The following is a 17,849-nucleotide window of genomic DNA, read 5'->3' on the forward strand; positions in this document are numbered from 1 at the left end:
TCAGTCGATCCGTCGGACGCGAACGCGGTCACGGAGCGCTCCGACGTCGTCGAAGTCCGGGACGGCGGTGCCGGCCTGCTCGACCAGCCGCGAGGAGACGGCGACCCCGTTCTGCAGCGCCGTCGCGTCGTCGGTCCCGCGTTCCCACGCCGCCAGGACGCCCGACAGCAGGGCGTCGCCGGCACCGACGGTCCCGACCACGTCGACGTCCAGCGCCTCCGCGAACAGCAGTTCGTCGGCCGTCGCCAGCACCGCCCCGTCGCCGCCCAGCGACGCCAGCACGCGGTCGAACCCCTGGCTCCGGAAGTCGGCGGCGGCACGGGCACAGCCCTCGACCGTCGACACGTCCGCACCCGTCGCCTCGGCCAGTTCTTCGCGGTTCGGTTTGCACAGCGCGTACTGCTCGTCGAGCGCTCGGAGCGCGTCGCCCTCCATATCGACGACGGTCGCCCAGTCCCCGGCGGCGGCGACGGCGTCGACGTCGGCGGTCGAGAGCCCCGGCGGGAGACTCCCACCGATCAGGACGCGGTCGGGGTCCCGCTCCCGGACCCGCTCGACGACCGCGTCGGCCGTCGAACCGTCGACGATCGGTCCGTCGTGGTTCAGCTTGTACTCCGTCCCCTCGGCCAGCGCAGTAGTGTTGAGTCGCGTGACACCGGCCACCTCGACGAAGGCCGTCTCGACGCCGTCGGCGGCCATATCGTCGCGGACGAACTGGCCGGTGAACCCGCCGACGATACCCGTGGCGACGCAGGGCGTCTCCAGCGCCGTCAGGAACTGCGCGACGTTGATGCCCTTGCCGCCCGCGTCGAACCGCGCGTCGCTGGCCCGCAGCACGTGATCGGCCGCCATCGGCTCGTCGAACTGGAGCGTCTGGTCGACAGCCGGATTGTACGTGACCGTGACGATCATGGGTCGACTCGCTCCACGACGACGTCGGCAGCCGCGAGCGCCTCCGCCAGTCCGTCGGACGGGTCGCCGTCCGTGACGAGGACGTCCACGTCGCTCAGGTCGGCGAAGGTGACGAAGCTCCGCTCGTCGAACTTCGAGGCGTCGGCGACGAGGACGACCCGCGACGCCGCCTCGACCATCGCGCGCTTGATCGCGGCCTCCTCCTCGTTGGGGGTCGACAGGCCCGCCTCGGCGTCGAGCCCGTTGGTCCCGAGGAACAGGCGGTCGAAGTTCGTCCGGTCGAGGAACGTCTCTGCCGTCGGACCGACGAGCGCGCGGGTCCTGGCTCGGAGGGTCCCGCCGGTGAGTTTCACGTCCACCTCTCTGTCGGCCAGTTCCGTCGCCAGCGTCGGCATGTTCGTCACCGCCGCGTAGCCGCCCTCGGCCGCCCGAGCGACCTCGATCGTCGTCGTCCCGGCGTCGAAGAAGACGACCTCGCCGTCCCGGATCTCCTCGCTCGCGCGCTCGGCGATCGCCCGCTTCGCGTCGAAGTGTTCCACCTCGCGCTGGTCGTAGGACTGTTCGTTCCCGACCGACGACGCCGGTACGGCCCCGCCGTGGGACCGCTCGATGCGACCCGCCTCCGCCAGGTCCCGCAGGTCACGGCGGATGGTCGCCTTCGAGAAGTCGAGTTCCTCGGCCAGCGCCGCGACGGAACAGCCGTCCCGCTCGGTCACCAGCTCGACGATTGTCCGCTTTCGCTCGGCCGGGAGCATACCCCGTGATCGTTTCGCTTCGGTTTTACAACTTTCTATCGGCCGATGCGCGTTCCTGTGCGCTACAGCCCGTCGACGACGGCGGCGGTGACCTCGTCGGTCCCGGCGTCGCCGCCGAGGTCGGGCGTCCGCGGGCCGTCCGCCAGGACCGCCTCGACGGCCGCGCGAACCCGGTCGCCCTCCTCGTCGTATCCGAGGTGGTCAAGCAGCATCGCCGCCGAGAGGATCATCGCCGAGGGGTTCGCGATCCCCTCGCCCGCGATGTCGGGCGCAGAGCCGTGGACCGGCTCGAACAGGGCGTTCTCCTCGCCGATGTTCGCGGAGGGCAGCAGGCCGAGGCCGCCGACCAGCCCCGCGGCGAGGTCCGAGAGCATATCGCCGGCGAGGTTCGGACAGACGACGACGCCGTACTCCTCGGGCGTCATCACGAGGTGCATCGCCAGCGCGTCCATCAGCGCGGTGTCGTACTCGGCACCCCGTTCGTCCGCGACGGCCTCTGCGGTGTCGAGGAACAGCCCGTCGGTCTCGCGCATCACGTTGGCCTTGTGTGCGATGGTGACGTCGTCGTAGCCGTTCTGCTTCGCGTAGCGGAAGCCGTACTCGGCGATCTCCCGGGAGGCGTCCTCGGTGACGACGCGGGTCAGCGTCCGGACGCCGTCGACGATCTCGTCCTCGATACCCGAGTAGACCCCCTCCGTGTTCTCGCGGATGAACACGATGTCGGTGTCGGGCTGGACGGCGTCGAGACCGGGGTACGACCGGGCCGGCCGGACGTTGGCGAACGAGCCGACGACCTCCCGCAGCGGGAGGATGACGTCGGCGGCCGTCTCGCCGGCCGCGCCGAACAGCGTCGCGTCTGCCTCGGCCGCCACCTCCCGCGTCTCTCGCGGCAGCGCCTCGCCGGTCTCGGCCTCCACCGCGTCGCCGGCGTCGGCCTCGACGAACTCGAAGTCGACCGTCTCCAGGGCCGCCAGTACCTCGACGGCGGCGGGCGTGACCTCCTGCCCGATGCCGTCGCCAGGGATGACCGCGATCTCGTGTGTCATACCCGGCGAGAGACGGCCGGCCGGTGAAAGTGGTTCGGTTCCGCGCCGTCGAGCGAGCGAGTAGAAGGGCCACCGCGATCAGTCGACGGCGTCCGCGATCCGGCGCTCCCGTCGGAGAACGGAGCGTCCAGTCGTCAGTCGTCCGCCTCGACGTCCGACCGGGTCCGGTCGAGGTACGGTAGCTGCGCCGCGGTCTCCTCGATGGCGTTCCGGTTGGCCTTCATCAGGGCCGTCGTGTCCCAGATGCCCTCGACGAGCGCCTGGCGCTGTGCGTCGTCGACGGAGACGGATATCTCGTTCCCGCCGTACCGGACTGTCTCGGCGGCCACGTCGACCTCGATGTTCCCGTCGGGGTTGTCGTCGACCCACTGCTGGAGCGCGTTGATGCTCTCGTGGTCGGCGGTCACCGTCGGGATGCCCAGGGCGAGGCAGTTGCCGGCGAAGATCTCGGCGAACCCCTCGCCGATGAGCGCGTCGATGCCCCAGCGCATCAGCGCCTGCGGGGCGTGCTCGCGGGAGGAGCCACAGCCGAAGTTGTCGTTGACCACCATCACGTTGGCGTCCTGGAACCGCTCCTCGTTCATCGGGTGGTCCTTCTGGTTGTCCTCGTCGTCGAACCGGAGGTCGAAGAAGGCGAACTCGCCCAGTCCGTCGAAGGTGACGACCTTCATGAACCGGGCCGGGATGATCTGGTCCGTGTCGATGTCGTTCCCGCGGATGGGGATGCCGGTCCCCTCGACGTAGTCGACCTCGGGGATCTCCTCGGTGGCGTCGCTCACGCCAAGGTCACCTCCTTCAGGTCGCGCACGTCGGAGACCTCGCCGGTGACGGCCGCGGCGGCCACCATCCGGGGGTTCATCAGGACGGTGCGGCCGTCCTTCGAGCCCTGCCGCCCGACGAAGTTCCGGTTCGAGGACGAGGCACAGGCCTCGTCGCCCTCCAGCTGGTCCTCGTTCATCCCCAGACACATCGAACAGCCGGCGTTGCGCCACTCGAAGCCGGCCTCCTCGAAGACGTCCTTGAGCCCTTCCTCCTCGGCGGCGCGCTGGACGCGCTGGCTGCCGGGGACGACGAACGCGCGCACGTCGTCGTCGACCTGCCGGCCCTTCACGATGCGGGCCGCGCGGCGCAGGTCGGGCAGGCGGGCGTTGGTACAGGACCCGAGGAAGGCGACGTCGATGTCGTAGCCCTCCATCGTCTCGCCGGGTTCGACGCGCATGTGCTCCTGTGCGCGTCGGGCGGTGTCCTGCTTGCCCTCCGGGAGGTCCTCCGGGGCCGGGATCGGGTCGTCGATGCCGATGCCCTGGCCGGGCGTGGTCCCCCACGTGACGACGGGATCGAGTTCGCTCGCGTCGATCTCGACGACGTCGTCGTACTCGGCGTCCTCGTCGCTCCGGATGGACTCCCAGTACGGCTTCAGTTCCTCGAACTTCTCGGGGTGCTCACGGAAGTAGTCGGTGTCCTGCAGCCACTCGAAGGTGGTCTCGTCGGGGTTGACGTAGCCCGCGCGAGCGCCGCCCTCGATGGACATGTTGCAGATCGACATCCGGCCCTCCATACCCAGGTTCTCGATGGCCTCGCCGGCGTACTCGTAGACGTAGCCGACGCCGCCCTCGGTGCCCAGGCGGCGGATGATCTCGAGGATGACGTCTTTGGCCTCGACGCCCTCGCCGAGTTCGCCGTCGACCTGGATCTTCCGGACCTTCTGTTTCTCCATCGCGATGGTCTGGGTCGCCAGCACGTCCCGGATCTGGGAGGTCCCGATCCCGAACGCGAGCGCGCCGAACGCGCCGTGGGTCGAGGTGTGGCTGTCGCCACAGACGATGGTCTTGCCGGGCTGGGTGATCCCCTGCTCCGGGCCGATGACGTGGACGATGCCCTGGTCGCCCGTCGTCGGGTCGGAGAACTGGATGCCCGCGTCGCGGACGTTCTCCTCGAGCTCCGACATCATCCGCTCGGCGGCGTCGTCGGCGTAGGGCCGGTCCTGGTTCGCCGTCGGGACGATGTGGTCGACCGTGGCGTGGGTCAGGTCCGGCCGCGCGACCTCGAGGCCGCGCTCCTCGAGCATCCCGAACGCCTGCGGACTGGTGACCTCGTGGATGAGGTGCAGGCCGACGAACAGCTGGTCCTGCCCGTTGGGCAGCGTGGTGACTTTGTGCCGGTCCCACACCTTGTCGTACAGGGTGCCCTGACTCATACTGTCTCGTCCCGTCCCTCGGTACCGCGCTCGTAGGCGCGGTCGACGCCCTCGCCGGGCGACTCGTGGTCGACGTCCTCCATCGTCTCGTCGGTCGGTTCCTCGGCCTCTCCGCCGTCGGCGGCCACGGCGGGGCCGCGCTGGAAGGGGTTGCCGAAGGTGTCGTTCGTGTGGGGGTGGGTGTGGTCGACCTCACCCATCGTCTCGCGGGTCTCGTTCGTGTCGTCGTCAGTCATCTGCGGGTGCTTCCTGTTCCTGTTGGTCGGCGTCCTCGCCCCACGCGAACAGCTCGCGCAGGCCCCCGCCGACCGCCTCGATCTGGTGGTTCTGTTCCGCGTCGCGGTACTGCTTGTACGCGGGCCGGTTCGCCTGGTTCTCGTTGATCCACTCGCGGGCGAACTCGCCGTTCTGGACCTCCTCGAGAATCCGCTCCATCCCCTCGCGGTCGATGACCTCCTCACCGCGGGTCAGACCGCCGTACTCCGCGGTGTCGGAGACGGAGTTCCACATCTCCATGTGCCCGCCCTCGTACATCAGGTCGACGATGAGCTTCAGCTCGTTCAGACACTCGAAGTAGGCCATCTCCGGCGCGTAGCCGGCGTCGACCAGCGTCTCGAAGCCGGCCTTGACCATCTCGGTGACCCCGCCACAGAGGACGGCCTGCTCGCCGAAGAGGTCGGTCTCGACCTCCTCCTTGAACGTGGTCTCGATGACGCCGGCGCGGGTGCAGCCGATGCCTTTCGCGTAGGCCAGCGACTCCTCGAAGGCGTCGCCGGTGGCGTCCTGGTAGACGGCCACGAGGCCGGGCGTCCCCTCGCCGCGCTCGTAGGTCCGGCGCACGAGGTGGCCCGGGGACTTCGGCGCGACCATCGTCACGTCGACGTCCTCGGGCGGTTCGATCTGCCCGTAGTGGATGTTGAACCCGTGGGCGAACTGCAGCGTGTCGCCGGCGTCGAGTTCGTCTTCGATGGCCTCGTAGACGGCCGGCTGGACGGTGTCGGGCACGAGCACGACCACGCGGTCGGCCTCGCTCGCGGCGTCGTCGGGCGTCGCGACGCGCAGGCCGGCCTCCTCGGCGGCGTCCCGCGAGGACGACCCCTCGCGGAGGCCCACGACCACGTCCACGCCGGAGTCGTGGAGGTTCAGCGCGTGGGCGTGGCCCTGGGACCCGTAGCCGAGCACGGCTACGGTCTCGTCGTCGAGTGTCGATACGTCGGCGTCGTCGTCGTAGTAGACCTCTGTGGTCAGTTCGTCAGTCATCGTTGTCCAGTGTGGTGGGGCCTCGTTCCAGCGCGGCGGCCCCGGTCCGCACGACCTCCCGCACGTCGAACTGCTGGAACGCGTCGACGGCGGCGTCGATCTTCTGCTTGCTGCCCGTGATCTCGACGGTCACGGAGTCGGTCGAGGCGTCGACGGCCTGTCCGCCGTACATCTCGGCGACGGCGTTGACGTCGTCGGGCTTCTCGCCGTCCACCTTGATGAGCGCGAGCTCCCGCCGGACCGCCGCCGGCTCCAGCTCCGTGACCTCGACGACGGGCACCAGCTTCCGCAGTTGCTTCTTCGCCTGTTCGATCCCGGGTTCCGGCTCCTCGATGAGGATCGTCATCCGGGCGGTGTCTTCGTCGTCCGTCGGTCCCACGGTGAGGCTTTCGATGTTGAACTGCCGGCGGCTGAACAGCCCCGACACCTCCGCGAGCACGCCGGGGCGGTGCTTGACCAGCGCCGACAGGACCGCCTGCCGCGGCTCGTGGGTCACTTCGGCCTCGGGGTCGACGCGGATCCCCTGGGAGTTGCGTCGGCCCTCGGGACGCATCCGTTCGTCGGGCGCGGGTCCGGGCATTCCTCCGGTCATGGTCAGAGCATCTCCAGGTGGTCTTCCTCCAGTGCGAACAGGCCGTTGTCGCCGCCGCTCGGGACCATCGGGAAGACGTTCTCCCCGGGGTCGATGTGGGCGTCGATGACAGACGGCCCGTCGTAGTCGCGGGCCGCCTGGATGGTCTCCTCGACCTCGCCGTAGTCCTCCAGCCGGAAGCCGCGAGCGCCGAACGCCTCCGCGAGCTTGTCGAACTGGGGGATCCACGGGTACTCCGAGGCCATCCGACGGCCCTCGTAGAAGCCGTCCTGCCACTGGCGGACCATCCCGACGGCCTCGTTGTTCAGGATGACGTAGGTGATGTCGAGGTTCTCCCGGACCGCGACCGAGAGGCCCTGGACCGTCATCAGGAACGAGCCGTCGCCGTCGAAGCAGACGACCTCCTGGTCGGGGGCCGCCAGCTTCGCGCCGATGGCCGCGGGGACGCCGTACCCCATCGTCCCCAGGCCGTGGGAGGAGACCCACGTCCGTGGCTCGGTGTACTCCCAGAACTGGGAGGCCCACATCTGGTGCTGGCCAACGCCGGTACAGACGATGGTGTCGTCCGGCGTCACCTCGGAGAACCGCTCGACGACGTACTGCGGTTTCAGCGGCTCGTCGTCGGGCGTGTCGTACTCCATCGGGTACTCCTCTTTCCAGTCCTGGCACTGCTCGCGCCACTCGTCGGCCGCGGGCGCTCGCGGCATCGCGTCGAACAGCTGCCGCAGGACCTTCCGGGCGTCGCCGATCAGCGGGTAGTCCGCGTAGACGTTCTTGCTGATCTCGGCGGGGTCGATGTCGACGTGGACGATGTCGGCGTCCGGCGCGAACGAGTCGACGCCGCCGGTCAGGCGGTCGTCGAACCGCGTGCCGATGGCCAGCATACAGTCCGTGTTCGTGATGGCCATGTTGGCGTAGCCGGTGCCGTGCATCCCGGCCCACTCCAGCGAGAGCTCGTGGTCCTCGGGGAAGCTCCCGATGCCCGGCATCGTCGTGATGACCGGGATCTCGTACTCCTTCGCGAACTCCCGGAGCGCCGAGGAGGCCTCCGCCTTGATGACGCCGCCGCCCGACAGGATGACCGGACGGTCCGCGTCGGCGAGCGCCTCGGCGGCCTCCTGGACGGCCGCGTCGTCGGCCTCCTCCTGGACCTCGTAGGTGTCGGGCGTCTCCGGGGCCTTCGGTTCAACCTCGGTCTCGCCCTGCGTGACGTCTTTCGGGAGGTCGACCAGCGTCGGCCCCTGCCGGCCCGAATCGGCCAGCGCGAACGCCTCGCTGACGTCGTCGCCGACCGTGTCGGAGTGGCTCGCGAAGTAGCTCTCCTTCGTGATGGGCTGGGTGATGCCGACGGTGTCGGTCTCCTGGAACGCGTCGTTGCCGACGAAGTCAGTCGGGACCTGCCCCGTCAGCGCGATCACCGGGTCCGAGTCCATCGAGGCGTCGGCGATGCCGGTCACGAGGTTCGTCGCGCCCGGCCCCGAGGTGGCGAAACAGACGCCCGGGTCGCCGGTGACGATGCCGTAGGCGTCGGCGGCGTGGGAGGCCCCCTGCTCGTGGGCCATCGTCACGTGCGTGATGTCGGAGTCGTACAGCGCGTCGTAGACGGGCATGATGGCCCCGCCCTGGACGCCGAAGACGAACTCCGTGCCGGCGTTCTCCAGCGCCCGGACGACGGACTGTGCGCCGGTGCTGACCGGTTCCGCCTCGTCCGCGTGTTCCTCGTCGGGCTGTTCCTCTGCTCGTGGGACCGATGCGCGCTCGCTCATGCTGTCCCTCCGGTTCGTGGTCGATAGCGTGCGTGTGGTGTGTGCATAGCTGGCGTCTCTGCTGGGTGGTAGATGGTCGGTACGGGTAGCGAGGAAAGAGGTGTGTGAGGGGCTATACCGCCCCTACAATACGCTCGTCGCGAAGGAGGAGCGCGCCGCTGGTCGCGGGTCGGACCCGGTCGCCAGCGCGCGCCGTCATCACGTCGATTCTCTGTCCGCCAGCCATAATAAACGTTCCGTGAGAGGGGCTGGCGAACCCGGGACGGCGTCGGCACTGCGCGCCGCTGCTGCCCGTTCGTCGCGACCGGAGGCGCGGACATAGGACCTACGCCCGGACCTCCTCGCTTTCCCGCTCGACGCCGACCTCCTCGGCGAACCGCTCCAGTTCGCTCATCGTGACCTGCTGTTTCTCCGCGCCGAACTCCTTGACGCGGCGGGTCACTTCCCGGACCTCGGCGTCGCTGGGGTCGTAGCCCGCGTCGACGAGCCGCTCCCGGACCGAGTGGGCACCGGTGTGCTTGCCCAGCACCAGCTCGCGCTCGGCCCCCACCATCTCCGGGGTCATGACCCCCGGCTCGAAGGTGTCGGAGTTCTCGATGACGCCGGCGGCGTGGATGCCGCTCTCGTGGGAGAAGGCGTTGCGGCCCACGACCGGCTTGTTCGCCGGCACCGGGATGTCGGACTTCTCCTCGACGATGCGTGACAGCTCCGTGATGCGCGTGGTGTCGACGCCGGTGTCGACGTCGTACAGCGACTCCAGCGACATCACGACCTCCTCGTAGGCCGCGTTACCGGCCCGCTCGCCGATGCCGTTGACCGACACCTGCGACTGGGCCGCGCCGGCCTCGTAGCCGGAGATGGCGTTGGCGGAGGCCAGCCCGAAGTCGTCGTGCGTGTGCACGTCGATGCCGGCCTCGGTCACCGAGTCGACCTTCGCGATCAGGTCGGCGAAGCGGCTCGGCGTCGCCACCCCGCAGGTGTCGGGGATGTTGATCCAGTCGGCCCCGGCCGCGGACGTGGCCTCGATGACCTCGACGAGGAAGTCCTCGTCCGTCCGGGTGGCGTCCATCGGCGAGAACATACACTCGGCCCCGGCCTCGACGATGCGCTCGACGGACTCGACCGCCGAGTCCAGCGCCTCCTGCCGGGTCGCGTGCATGGAATCCTGCAACTGTACGTCCGACGTCGAGACGAACGTGTGGACCATATCCACACCCGACTCCAGCGCCGCCTCGATGTCCTTCTCGACCACGCGTGCCAGCCCGCAGGTCGTCACCCGTGTGGACTCCGCGATGTCCCGCACCGCCTCGAACTCCGCGTCGGAGTTGACGGGGAAGCCGGCCTCGATGACGTGGGTCCCCATCTCGTCCAGCAGCGCGGCTATCTCGCGTTTGTCCTCGTAGTTGAACGACGTGCGCGGTGACTGCTCACCGTCTCGCAGCGTGGTGTCGAAAATGCGTGCGTCTGAGATCTCAGACGTGGAATCCAGTGTGCCCTGGAAGAACTCGATCCGCCGGGGTTCCCGACGTGCCCTCGTTGTTGGACATAAGCACCCGTATCTGGTCCCTTCCGGTACTTATAGTTGTCCATCGGACAGAACATCACGAATGTTCGGGACGGACCGCCGGACGGACGACGCGCGTCAGACGGGAGGCCGAGGATTTTTGCCGTCGTGGCGTCTCTCCTGGCGTATGAGCGACTTCGAGGGGCTCGACCTACAGGCCGTCGAGGACCAGATGGACCTCGACGACGACGGCGACGGGGGGAGCGACCGCGTGGTCCTGGGCGTGCTCGACGGCACCACCGACGACGACGAGTGGCTCTCGATCGTCGACGACGGGGGGGCGCTGGTCCTGAACGTCGACGGCGACCTGAACGAACTCGCCGCCGGGTTCGCCCGGCCGGTCAAGGAGGCCGGCGGCGAACTGATGCACTTCCGTGGCTTTCTCGTCGTGACGCCGCCGGGCGTCGACATCGACACCGACCGGCTCTGAGCGGCTGCACGCGGTCAGGGCGACGGAGGGCGTGACGCCGACCGTCGCCCGACGAGTGTTCCGGCGACCGCCTACCGCCGGGTCCGCGCGGCGAGCGCGGTCGCGAGGACCGCGAGCAGGGCCGCGACGACGCCGAACCCGGGTCCGCTCCCGGTCGTCGGGGTCGGGGAGTCCGCCGCCGTCGACGGAGCCGCCGTCTCCGTCGAGGTCGGGGTCTCCGGGGTCGCCGTCTCCGTCTCAGTCTCCGTCGGGCTCTCGGTCTCGGTCGGAGCCGCCGGGTTCGTCTCGGTGGACTGCTGGGTCGACTGAGGCCCGCCGACGGCGAACGTCGAGAATCCGGGTGACTCGGCCCGGTACTCGCCGTCGCCGACGTGGGTCGTGTTCAGCGCCTGCCAGCCGTCGTGGTAGCGGTACACCGTGACGTTCTCGCGGCTGACGCCGAGCGCCTCGCGCTCGCTCTCGTTCAGCGCGACGGTGATCGTCGCCGAGGAGACGTTCGCGGCCGCGGCGCTCGTGTCGATCTCGACGTACTCGACCGCCGCGGCCTCGCGTGCCGCCGAGAGTTCGGGCACGTCGGCCACCGTCTCGGACGGCCGGCCGGCGCTCACCGACAGCGACTCGACGTCGGTGGCGGCGGTGACGTTGACCCTGGCGACGGTGAACGGCTCCGAGGCCACCTCCCGGTCGGCGTCTTCGAACGCGACCGAGACGGTCTGGTTCGCTGTGACGGTCGCAACCGCCGCCGTCGCCAGTCCGGTGCTCCCGTTCCGGACCGCAGAGACCGCGACGACCGGGTCGGTCGCGTTGTCGACGGTGTCGTCGGCCGCGGTCTCGTTGAGCGCGGTCTCGTTGGAGGCGGTCGTGTTGGTCGTCTCGTCGTCGGTCGGGTCCGTCGTCGTGTCACCACCGCCGCCGCCGCTGCCGATCGCCGTCTCGTTGGGCGAGATCGCGGCGTATCCCGCGGAGTAGCTGATGTTCTCGATGAGGATGCGAGCGCCGTCGGCGGTCTCGGTGACGGTGAACGTCCGGGGCTGGTCCTTGAACGAGACGTCGAGTTCGGTCTCGGGGTCGTCGACGCCCCACTCGTTCAGCTGGGAGTCCGGGATCGTCGCCTGGTAGAACCCGGTGTGTTTGCCGCCGGTCTCGTTCTTGCTCGGGGCGGCCATCCACACCTGGAGCGACCCGTTGTCGTAGGTCGGCGGCGCGAACCGCTGTGCGTTGGTCGTCGTACTGATCCCGTTGAGGTTGTTCTGGGCGGGGCCGGGCACCGTCGAGAGGTCGAACAGGCCGAAGTAGACCGTCCGGGTGAAGCCCATATCGGCGGCCGCGTTCCGACCGTTCGGCCAGGAGATCGTCGACGGGCTCTGGAACAACAGCGGCCCGACGCCCTTCGACGACACCGCCTGGAGGTCGACCGTCGACCCCGTGATGGTGATGTCGGTCCCGTCCGCGACGCTCGCGTTGGGCGAGGTCTCCCAGCTGGCGTTGCGGAGCCCCCAGATCAGCGAGTTGGGATCGAAGTTCTTCACCGTGAGGGTGATGCGGAACTCGGTCTGTCTGGTCACGCCGAGGCTCGTGAGGTTGTCCGGTTTCCCGACCCCCTGGCCCGAGTACGAGGACTCGTCGACCAGCTGTAGCTGCACGAGTCCCGACTGCAGGTCCGTCCGGAGGCCGAGGTTCGACCCGTCGCCCGGGCCGGACGTGATGGTGACGTTCGAGGCTTCGATCGACGCCTTCTCCAGGGTGAAGTCGCTCGTGTTCGTCTCCCCGGCCGTGGCGTTCACCGCGGCCGTCGGGGCGCTCTTGCCCCGGGCGAACACCGAGACGGTGTAGTCGCCCGGCGGGACGGTCTTGCTGTAACTCCCTCGGGTCACCTGCACCGGGTAGAAGCTCTCGCCGTCGCTGATCAGGACCATCGTCCCCTTCGGCACCGATCCGGTCTCGGCGGAGACGGTCCCCGAGATGGTCGCCGGCTTCCGGAAGGTGACGCTCACGTCGGCGGTCCCGCTCTCGTTGAGAGCGACGCCCCGGACGACCCTGGTCCCGTAGGCCGAGGTCGTGATGCGCACGAGGTAGGTCCCGGCGGGGGTGCTGATGCTTGCGTCACCGTTCAGATCGGTCTTCGTCCGACTGCCGAACCGGTAGTCCGAACTCCGGTAGCTGACCGTCGCACCGGTGATCGGGGTTCCGTCGGGACCCGTCGCCGAGACGCTGATGGTCCCGTCGTCGGGGATCTCGGGCGTCGTCAGGTTCACCGTGGTCGTCGCGCCGTCCGTGACGCCGACACCCTCACGGAAGCCCGTGTCGTAGTCGTCCGAGTCGGTCAGCGACGCGAGGACGACGTAGGTGCCGTCCGGGTCAAGCGCGAGCGAGTACGACCCGTCGCCGGCCGTCGTCGTCGACGCGGCGACGGTGTTCGTCGAGGTCCGTACCGCTTCGACGGTGATCCCCCGTAGCGGCGTCCCGGACCCGTCTGTCACGGTCCCGTTGAGCCAACCGCCGTGGTCCATCGTCACGTCCTGCGTGACCGACCCGCCGTTCGCGACGCTGACCGTCCGCACCTGCCGTGCGTAGCCGTCAGACGTCACCTCGACGTCGTACGTTCCGCCGGGGACGGTGGCGGTGTAGCGACCCGTGGACGCGCTGTAACTCGCACGCTCGACCGTCTTGCCCGTGTCAGGGTCGATGATGTCGACGTCCGTACTGTCGTCCGTGACGGCGGAGCCGTCGGGGTGTTCGACCGTCCCCGCGATGTCACCGCCCTCGATGATGGACACCTGGTCGTCGGCCCGCTGGACGGTCGTCCCGCTCGACCGAGCGTCGACGGTCACGTCGTAGTCTCCCGCAGTCCCCGGATTGAAGACGTTCTCGAGGGTGAACGAGACCGTGGGCGAGCTGCCGCGCTTCAGGCTCTCGGCGAGGGTGATGTCCACCGCCGCACCGTTCTCAACGACCTGTCTGGAACTGACGACGACCTCCCGCTGTTGCCCGCCAGCCGAGACCGTGACGGTCCCGTCCCGGACGGTGGCGTAGGTCATCTTCGCGCCGGTTCCGGTGAAGTTGACGCGGACGGTCTCGGCGTCCTGGCTCAGCCGGTCGTAGCTGGCACTGACCGAGTAGTCCGCGGCCTTCCCGGCCACGGTCTGGGAGGTGGTCACCTCGGCGTTGCCGGCCGCGTTCGACGCGACGTTGCCGGAGACCGCACCGCCGGGTACGGTCCCGACACCGAACGCGAGCAGTGAGAGGACGAGCAGCGCCGATAGCCACACCGCTCGCAGCTTCAGAGTGGTGTCCAGCATAACTTGCCAACTGCTACTATCCTATAAATATCTGTGTGCCACGTTATCACGGATGAAACGGCGGACGAGCGGAAGACGACGTTCGTGAACTACACTCGTGTTTCGGGGGCGGAGAACGTCACGAATCGCCGACCAGCGTCAGGTAGTGCCCGTCCGGGTCGCGAACGCGTACCCCCTCGTCGACCGAGGTGACCGCGCGCGCCTCGTCTGCCACCCCGTCGGCGATCGACCGGGGGTCGTCGGCCGCGACGCCGAAGTCGACGTGGACACCCCCGCGGGCGTCGGCGATCCCGAGTCGCGGTGCCCACAGCTCCAGGTCGAGTTCGCCCGTCGTCAGTCGCACTCTGCCCTCGTCGCGGCCGTCGTCGACCAGCTCGAAGCCAAGCGACCGGTAGAACTCGACGGCGGCGTCCAGCTGTTCGACTTCGAGGACGAGCTCGAACAGTCCGGTGACGCCGCTGCCCGAGGACCGCCGCTCGCCCAGTTCGACGCAGTTGCCCTCCGGGTCGTAGAAGTACAGCGAGCGGGCGTCGCCGAACGTCTCCTCGACCAGATCGAACCGCTCGTCGAGGCGGTCGTACCAGTCGTCGTACTCCCGCTCGGGGACGGTCAGCGCGTAGTGGGTGTGGAGCCCGCCGCGCGGGACCGGCCCGGGCGACTGGAGGCGCAGTTCCGTCTCGCCCGCGGTCAGCACCGCCGCGTCGGCCGTCTCCCGCTGGACGTCGAGTTCGAGGAACGCGTCGTAGAACGCCGTCATCCGGTCGGTGTACTTCACTTCCAGCGTGAGCCACTCGGGGGTGGAGAGCATATGCCGAGGGTAGGACAGCCCGGGTGAAAAGCGCCGGTGACGTCCCGGCGCGACCCGACGCCTCGGGGCGGGGTCCCCACCGCCGGGGTTGTACCCTTTATCCGGCCGCGTCACCAAATCCGTCGTATGCCGATGAAAGCCTCGGACGCGGCGACGGACTGGCAGGAGATCGACCGCTGGGACCGTGGCGCGGGCTGGCTCGCCCACCCCGACGAGGATATGCAGCGGGCGAGCCACGTCCTCGGGACGGACGCCGGCGCGCTCGTCGTCGACCCCGTCGACGCCGAGGGCATCGACGACCTCCTCGCCGAGTTCGGCGAGGTCGCCGGCGTCGTCCTCCTGCTCGACCGCCACAAGCGAGACTGCGCGGCGGTCGCGACCCGCCACGACGTCCCGGTGTACGTCCCCGAGTGGATGTCCGGCGTCGAGAGCGACCTCGACGCCCCGGTCGAACGCGTCGGGCGTCAGATCCCCGGGACCGACTACGGCGTCCACGAGGTGGTCGAGAACCCGTTCTGGCAGGAGGCCGCGCTGTACGGCGAGGACGACGACACGCTGGTCGTCGCGGAGTCCGTCGGGACCGCGGAGTTCTTCCTGGCCCCCGGGGAACGGCTCGGCGTCCATCCGGTGCGGCGGCTCACACCGCCGAAGAAGCTGTCCCGACTGACGCCCGAGCAGATCCTGGTCGGACACGGGCGAGGGGTCCTGGAGGACGCGGGCGAGGCGCTCCGGGACGCGCTCCGGGGGTCCCGGCGTCGGTCGCCACAGCTGTTCGCGAAGACCGTCCAGTCCCTCGTCTTCGGGTAGGGTCGGCGACGGGGTTAAACCGCGTCCCCGCCTACTCGGAGTGTGGTCTACGTCACGCGCGGACTCGTCGAGACGCTGTTGCGGCTGGCCAGCGAGGCCGAACCCGACGAGGTCACCATCTCGCTGTCGGTCACGCCGGCCGGCGACCTCCCCGACGCCGACCTCGACGACGAGACGCCCGTGTTCACGGACTTCTACCTCCCCTCGGCGGGCAGTTCGGTCAACGCCGTCTTCGGGATGGACCTCGGGACGCCCGCGGGTCAGACCGAGGGGCGGTTCGTCTCACACCCCGGCGGGCTACTGGGCGTCACCGAGGAGGACGACCTCCACGAGGTGGTGTTCGTGGCCATCCCGCCGTGGGAGGAGGACGACTTCGGGGCGTTCGACCGCTCGGGACGGCGACAGCGGGTCACCATCCTCGACGTCGAGCCGCCCGAGGAGTCGCTGGCGTAGCTACTCCAGGTACCCCAGGTCCCGGAGCTGGTCGGTGATGTCCTGGAACTCCGCCTCGGTCAGTTCGCCCTGTCGCTGGTGCTGGACGACGATGCTCCGCAGCAGGAACCGAACGAGGTCGGAGGTACTCGAGAAACTCGTCCCCTCGATGGTCTCCTCGACGCGGTCGGCCAGATCCTTCGGGATCGAGACCGTCGTGTAGTCGGCCATACCGGAGTCAGACCGGCCGCGAGGAAAACGGTTGTGCCCTCGGCTACGGCTGGTCGGCGGTCGTGTCGAACTGGCCGGCCGTCGCGGAACTGGACGGGGAGAACAGCATCGGCGCGCCCGCCGAGCGCGAGGACCGGTCCGGTTCGGTCCGGGGCGGCTCGGCGTCGGGCTCGGTCGTCGCGTCGTGTTCGGTCCGTGGCTCGGTGCGAGCGGCGGTCGTGAAGGGATCGTCGGTCGTCGGCTGTCGTGTGCTCATTCTGTCGGTGGTGTCGTGTCGCGGTATGTCTCGAAGTCTGTCGTCGGGATCGTGGCTGCGGCGTCGGCGATGAGTACGAGCATCGGTGCCAGTCCCTTCCGCCCAGTCTATAATAAAAGTTAATGTTGGATTCTGCACCGACACTAGTTCGCACGGTCCGCCAAGCGGAACTCCGGCGGGTCAGACGACCAGGCGCTTCTCGTAGTCGGTGAGGTTCTCGTAGCCGTCCTCGGTGACGACCACGAGGTCCTCGATGCGGACGCCGCCGACCTCGGGGTCGTACAGGCCCGGTTCGACGGTGACGACGTGGCCCGGTTCGAGTTCGCCGCCGTTGGGCGAGAGCCGCGGCAGTTCGTGGACGTCGAGGCCGACCCCGTGGCCCGTGCTGTGGATGAACCCCGTCTCGGTGCGGTCGTCGCTGCGCAGCGTCGGGTGGCCGGCCTCCTCGTACACGTCACAGACCGCGGCGTGGATCGCCTCGCCGGTCACGCCCGGTTCCAGCGCGTCGAACGCCGCCGCCATCGCCCGCTCGGTCAGGTCGTACCACTCCCTGACCGCGTCGCTCGGTTCGCCGACGCAGAAGGTCCGCGTCATGTCGGCGTGGTACTTCGTCGCCTTGTCCCGCGGGAAGATGTCGACGATGATCGGCTCGTCGGCAGACAGCGGCCCGCTCCCGCGGTCGTGAGGGTCGGCGGCGTCGCCCCCGCAGGCGACGATGGTCTCGTCGAGCGAGCAGCCGTGGCGCAGCAGCGTCACCTCGATCTCCTCCTTGACGCGCTCGCTGGTCAGTGGCTCGCCCTCGTGTTCGAGCGTGCCGTCGTCGGCGACCGTCGCCGCGTCCAGTAGCTCCTCGGCAGCGGCCATCGCGGCCTCGTTGGCCCGCTGTGCCGTCCGGACGTGGTCGATCTCCTCGTCGGTCTTGGTGGCGCGGATCTCGGTGACGACGCCCTCGGTGTCGGCCGTGACTTCGATCCCCCGAGTGCGGAGGCCGTCGGCCGTCTTCAGCGGGAACCGCGGCGGGACGGCGACGCTGTCGACGTCGTAGGAGCCGAGGAAGCGCGCGAGGACGTGCGAGACGGCCTCGTCCGGGCCGTGTGCTTCGACGAGTTCGGCGTGGTCGAAGTCGACGTACCGCTGGACGCTGTCGGCGCGGGCCTCCCGCTTCGCGCGGCCGTACTCGAGGCTCCGCGGGAACAGCAGGTGCGTCTCGCCGTCGTACAGCGTGACGAACGGATCGGGGGCGTCGAACCCCGAGAGGTAGTACTGGTCGGACACCTCCGAGTCCGCGTCGAGGAGGTAGCCGTCGACGCCGGCGTCGTCGAGATACGAGTCGAGCGTGGTCAGATCGGGGTCCATACAGTCCGGTGTGAGCCTCGCCGGCAAAGGGCTACCGCCGCCGGTGGTGCTGGCCGGCGGCTCCCTTCCGATATAAAACCGTTTCGCCCGACTGCCGCGTTCGCAACCGACGACGCGGTTATACCGGGACGCGGTGCG

Annotated in this window: 18 protein-coding genes; 3 read left to right on the forward strand and 15 right to left on the reverse strand. The window is 69.2% G+C overall.

Annotation, left to right across the window (positions count from 1 at the left end; genetic code table 11):
- The 10 genes from pfkB to P0592_RS17055 all read right to left on the reverse strand — a co-directional run bounded on the left by pfkB (window position 1) and on the right by P0592_RS17055 (window position 10,038).
- Window positions 1-912 carry a 1-phosphofructokinase gene (gene pfkB / locus P0592_RS17010; RefSeq protein ID WP_276272103.1) on the reverse strand — a complete coding sequence of 304 codons (912 nt, stop codon included), beginning with the start codon at window positions 910-912 and terminating at the stop codon, window positions 1-3.
- Window positions 909-1,667, reverse strand: coding sequence for an HTH-type transcriptional regulator GlpR (glpR, locus tag P0592_RS17015; protein WP_276272104.1), 759 nt, complete (start codon window positions 1,665-1,667; stop codon window positions 909-911). Before glpR ends, pfkB begins: the two co-directional genes overlap by 4 nt.
- Before the next feature lie 62 nt (window positions 1,668-1,729).
- The gene (locus P0592_RS17020; RefSeq protein WP_276272105.1) at window positions 1,730-2,713 is read right to left on the reverse strand and encodes an isocitrate/isopropylmalate dehydrogenase family protein; all 984 of its coding nucleotides are present in this window, start codon (window positions 2,711-2,713) and stop codon (window positions 1,730-1,732) included.
- A 134-nt stretch (window positions 2,714-2,847) separates the two neighbouring features.
- On the reverse strand, window positions 2,848-3,492 hold the full coding sequence (gene leuD / locus P0592_RS17025; protein WP_276272106.1) for a 3-isopropylmalate dehydratase small subunit: 645 nt from the start codon (window positions 3,490-3,492) through the stop codon (window positions 2,848-2,850).
- Window positions 3,489-4,910, reverse strand: coding sequence for a 3-isopropylmalate dehydratase large subunit (gene leuC, locus P0592_RS17030; protein ID WP_276272107.1), 1,422 nt, complete (start codon window positions 4,908-4,910; stop codon window positions 3,489-3,491). Before leuC ends, leuD begins: the two co-directional genes overlap by 4 nt.
- Window positions 4,907-5,146: a DUF7989 family protein gene (locus tag P0592_RS17035; RefSeq protein WP_276272108.1), complete on the reverse strand. Its 240-nt coding sequence runs from the start codon at window positions 5,144-5,146 to the stop codon at window positions 4,907-4,909. The genes leuC and P0592_RS17035 overlap by 4 nt, the downstream gene beginning before the upstream one ends.
- A complete protein-coding gene (gene ilvC, locus P0592_RS17040; protein WP_276272109.1) occupies window positions 5,139-6,170 on the reverse strand; it encodes a ketol-acid reductoisomerase in 1,032 nt (343 codons plus the stop codon). Before ilvC ends, P0592_RS17035 begins: the two co-directional genes overlap by 8 nt.
- Window positions 6,163-6,750: an acetolactate synthase small subunit gene (gene ilvN, locus P0592_RS17045; protein WP_276272110.1), complete on the reverse strand. Its 588-nt coding sequence runs from the start codon at window positions 6,748-6,750 to the stop codon at window positions 6,163-6,165. The genes ilvC and ilvN overlap by 8 nt, the downstream gene beginning before the upstream one ends.
- 14 nt (window positions 6,751-6,764) lie before the next feature.
- Window positions 6,765-8,528: a biosynthetic-type acetolactate synthase large subunit gene (gene ilvB / locus P0592_RS17050; protein ID WP_276272111.1), complete on the reverse strand. Its 1,764-nt coding sequence runs from the start codon at window positions 8,526-8,528 to the stop codon at window positions 6,765-6,767.
- 325 nt (window positions 8,529-8,853) lie between these two features.
- Window positions 8,854-10,038: a LeuA family protein gene (locus tag P0592_RS17055; protein ID WP_276273951.1), complete on the reverse strand. Its 1,185-nt coding sequence runs from the start codon at window positions 10,036-10,038 to the stop codon at window positions 8,854-8,856.
- 181 nt (window positions 10,039-10,219) lie between these two features.
- Here P0592_RS17055 and P0592_RS17060 point away from each other — a divergent pair, with 181 nt between their 5' ends.
- Window positions 10,220-10,522, forward strand: coding sequence for a DUF5779 family protein (locus P0592_RS17060; protein WP_276272112.1), 303 nt, complete (start codon window positions 10,220-10,222; stop codon window positions 10,520-10,522).
- 71 nt (window positions 10,523-10,593) lie between these two features.
- Here the strand turns inward: P0592_RS17060 and P0592_RS17065 are convergent, their stop codons facing one another.
- Together P0592_RS17065 and P0592_RS17070 are read right to left on the reverse strand one after the other, a co-directional pair.
- The gene (locus P0592_RS17065) at window positions 10,594-13,821 is read right to left on the reverse strand and encodes a carboxypeptidase regulatory-like domain-containing protein (protein ID WP_276272113.1); all 3,228 of its coding nucleotides are present in this window, start codon (window positions 13,819-13,821) and stop codon (window positions 10,594-10,596) included.
- A gap of 118 nt (window positions 13,822-13,939) precedes the next feature.
- Window positions 13,940-14,629, reverse strand: a complete 690-nt coding sequence (locus P0592_RS17070) for a VOC family protein (RefSeq protein WP_276272114.1) — start codon at window positions 14,627-14,629, stop codon at window positions 13,940-13,942.
- 126 nt (window positions 14,630-14,755) lie between these two features.
- Between P0592_RS17070 and P0592_RS17075 the strand changes: the two genes are divergently transcribed.
- Together P0592_RS17075 and P0592_RS17080 are read left to right on the forward strand one after the other, a co-directional pair.
- Entirely contained in the window at window positions 14,756-15,436 is a 681-nt protein-coding gene (locus P0592_RS17075; RefSeq protein ID WP_276272115.1) for a hypothetical protein, read from the forward strand.
- Window positions 15,437-15,478: 42 nt separating this feature from the next.
- Entirely contained in the window at window positions 15,479-15,889 is a 411-nt protein-coding gene (locus tag P0592_RS17080) for a JAB/MPN domain protein-containing protein (protein WP_276272116.1), read from the forward strand.
- Here P0592_RS17080 and P0592_RS17085 read toward each other — a convergent pair whose 3' ends face one another.
- The 3 genes from P0592_RS17085 to P0592_RS17095 form a co-directional block, all read right to left on the reverse strand.
- Window positions 15,890-16,099 carry a ribbon-helix-helix domain-containing protein gene (locus tag P0592_RS17085; RefSeq protein WP_276272117.1) on the reverse strand — a complete coding sequence of 70 codons (210 nt, stop codon included), beginning with the start codon at window positions 16,097-16,099 and terminating at the stop codon, window positions 15,890-15,892.
- 43 nt (window positions 16,100-16,142) lie between these two features.
- Window positions 16,143-16,355 carry a hypothetical protein gene (locus tag P0592_RS17090; protein WP_276272118.1) on the reverse strand — a complete coding sequence of 71 codons (213 nt, stop codon included), beginning with the start codon at window positions 16,353-16,355 and terminating at the stop codon, window positions 16,143-16,145.
- A 180-nt stretch (window positions 16,356-16,535) separates the two neighbouring features.
- A complete protein-coding gene (locus tag P0592_RS17095; protein ID WP_276272119.1) occupies window positions 16,536-17,711 on the reverse strand; it encodes a M24 family metallopeptidase in 1,176 nt (391 codons plus the stop codon).
- Window positions 17,712-17,849 lie beyond the last annotated feature (138 nt).

Origin of the sequence: Haloarcula litorea, assembly GCF_029338195.1 — an archaeon.
Classification (GTDB): domain Archaea; phylum Halobacteriota; class Halobacteria; order Halobacteriales; family Haloarculaceae; genus Haloarcula; species Haloarcula litorea.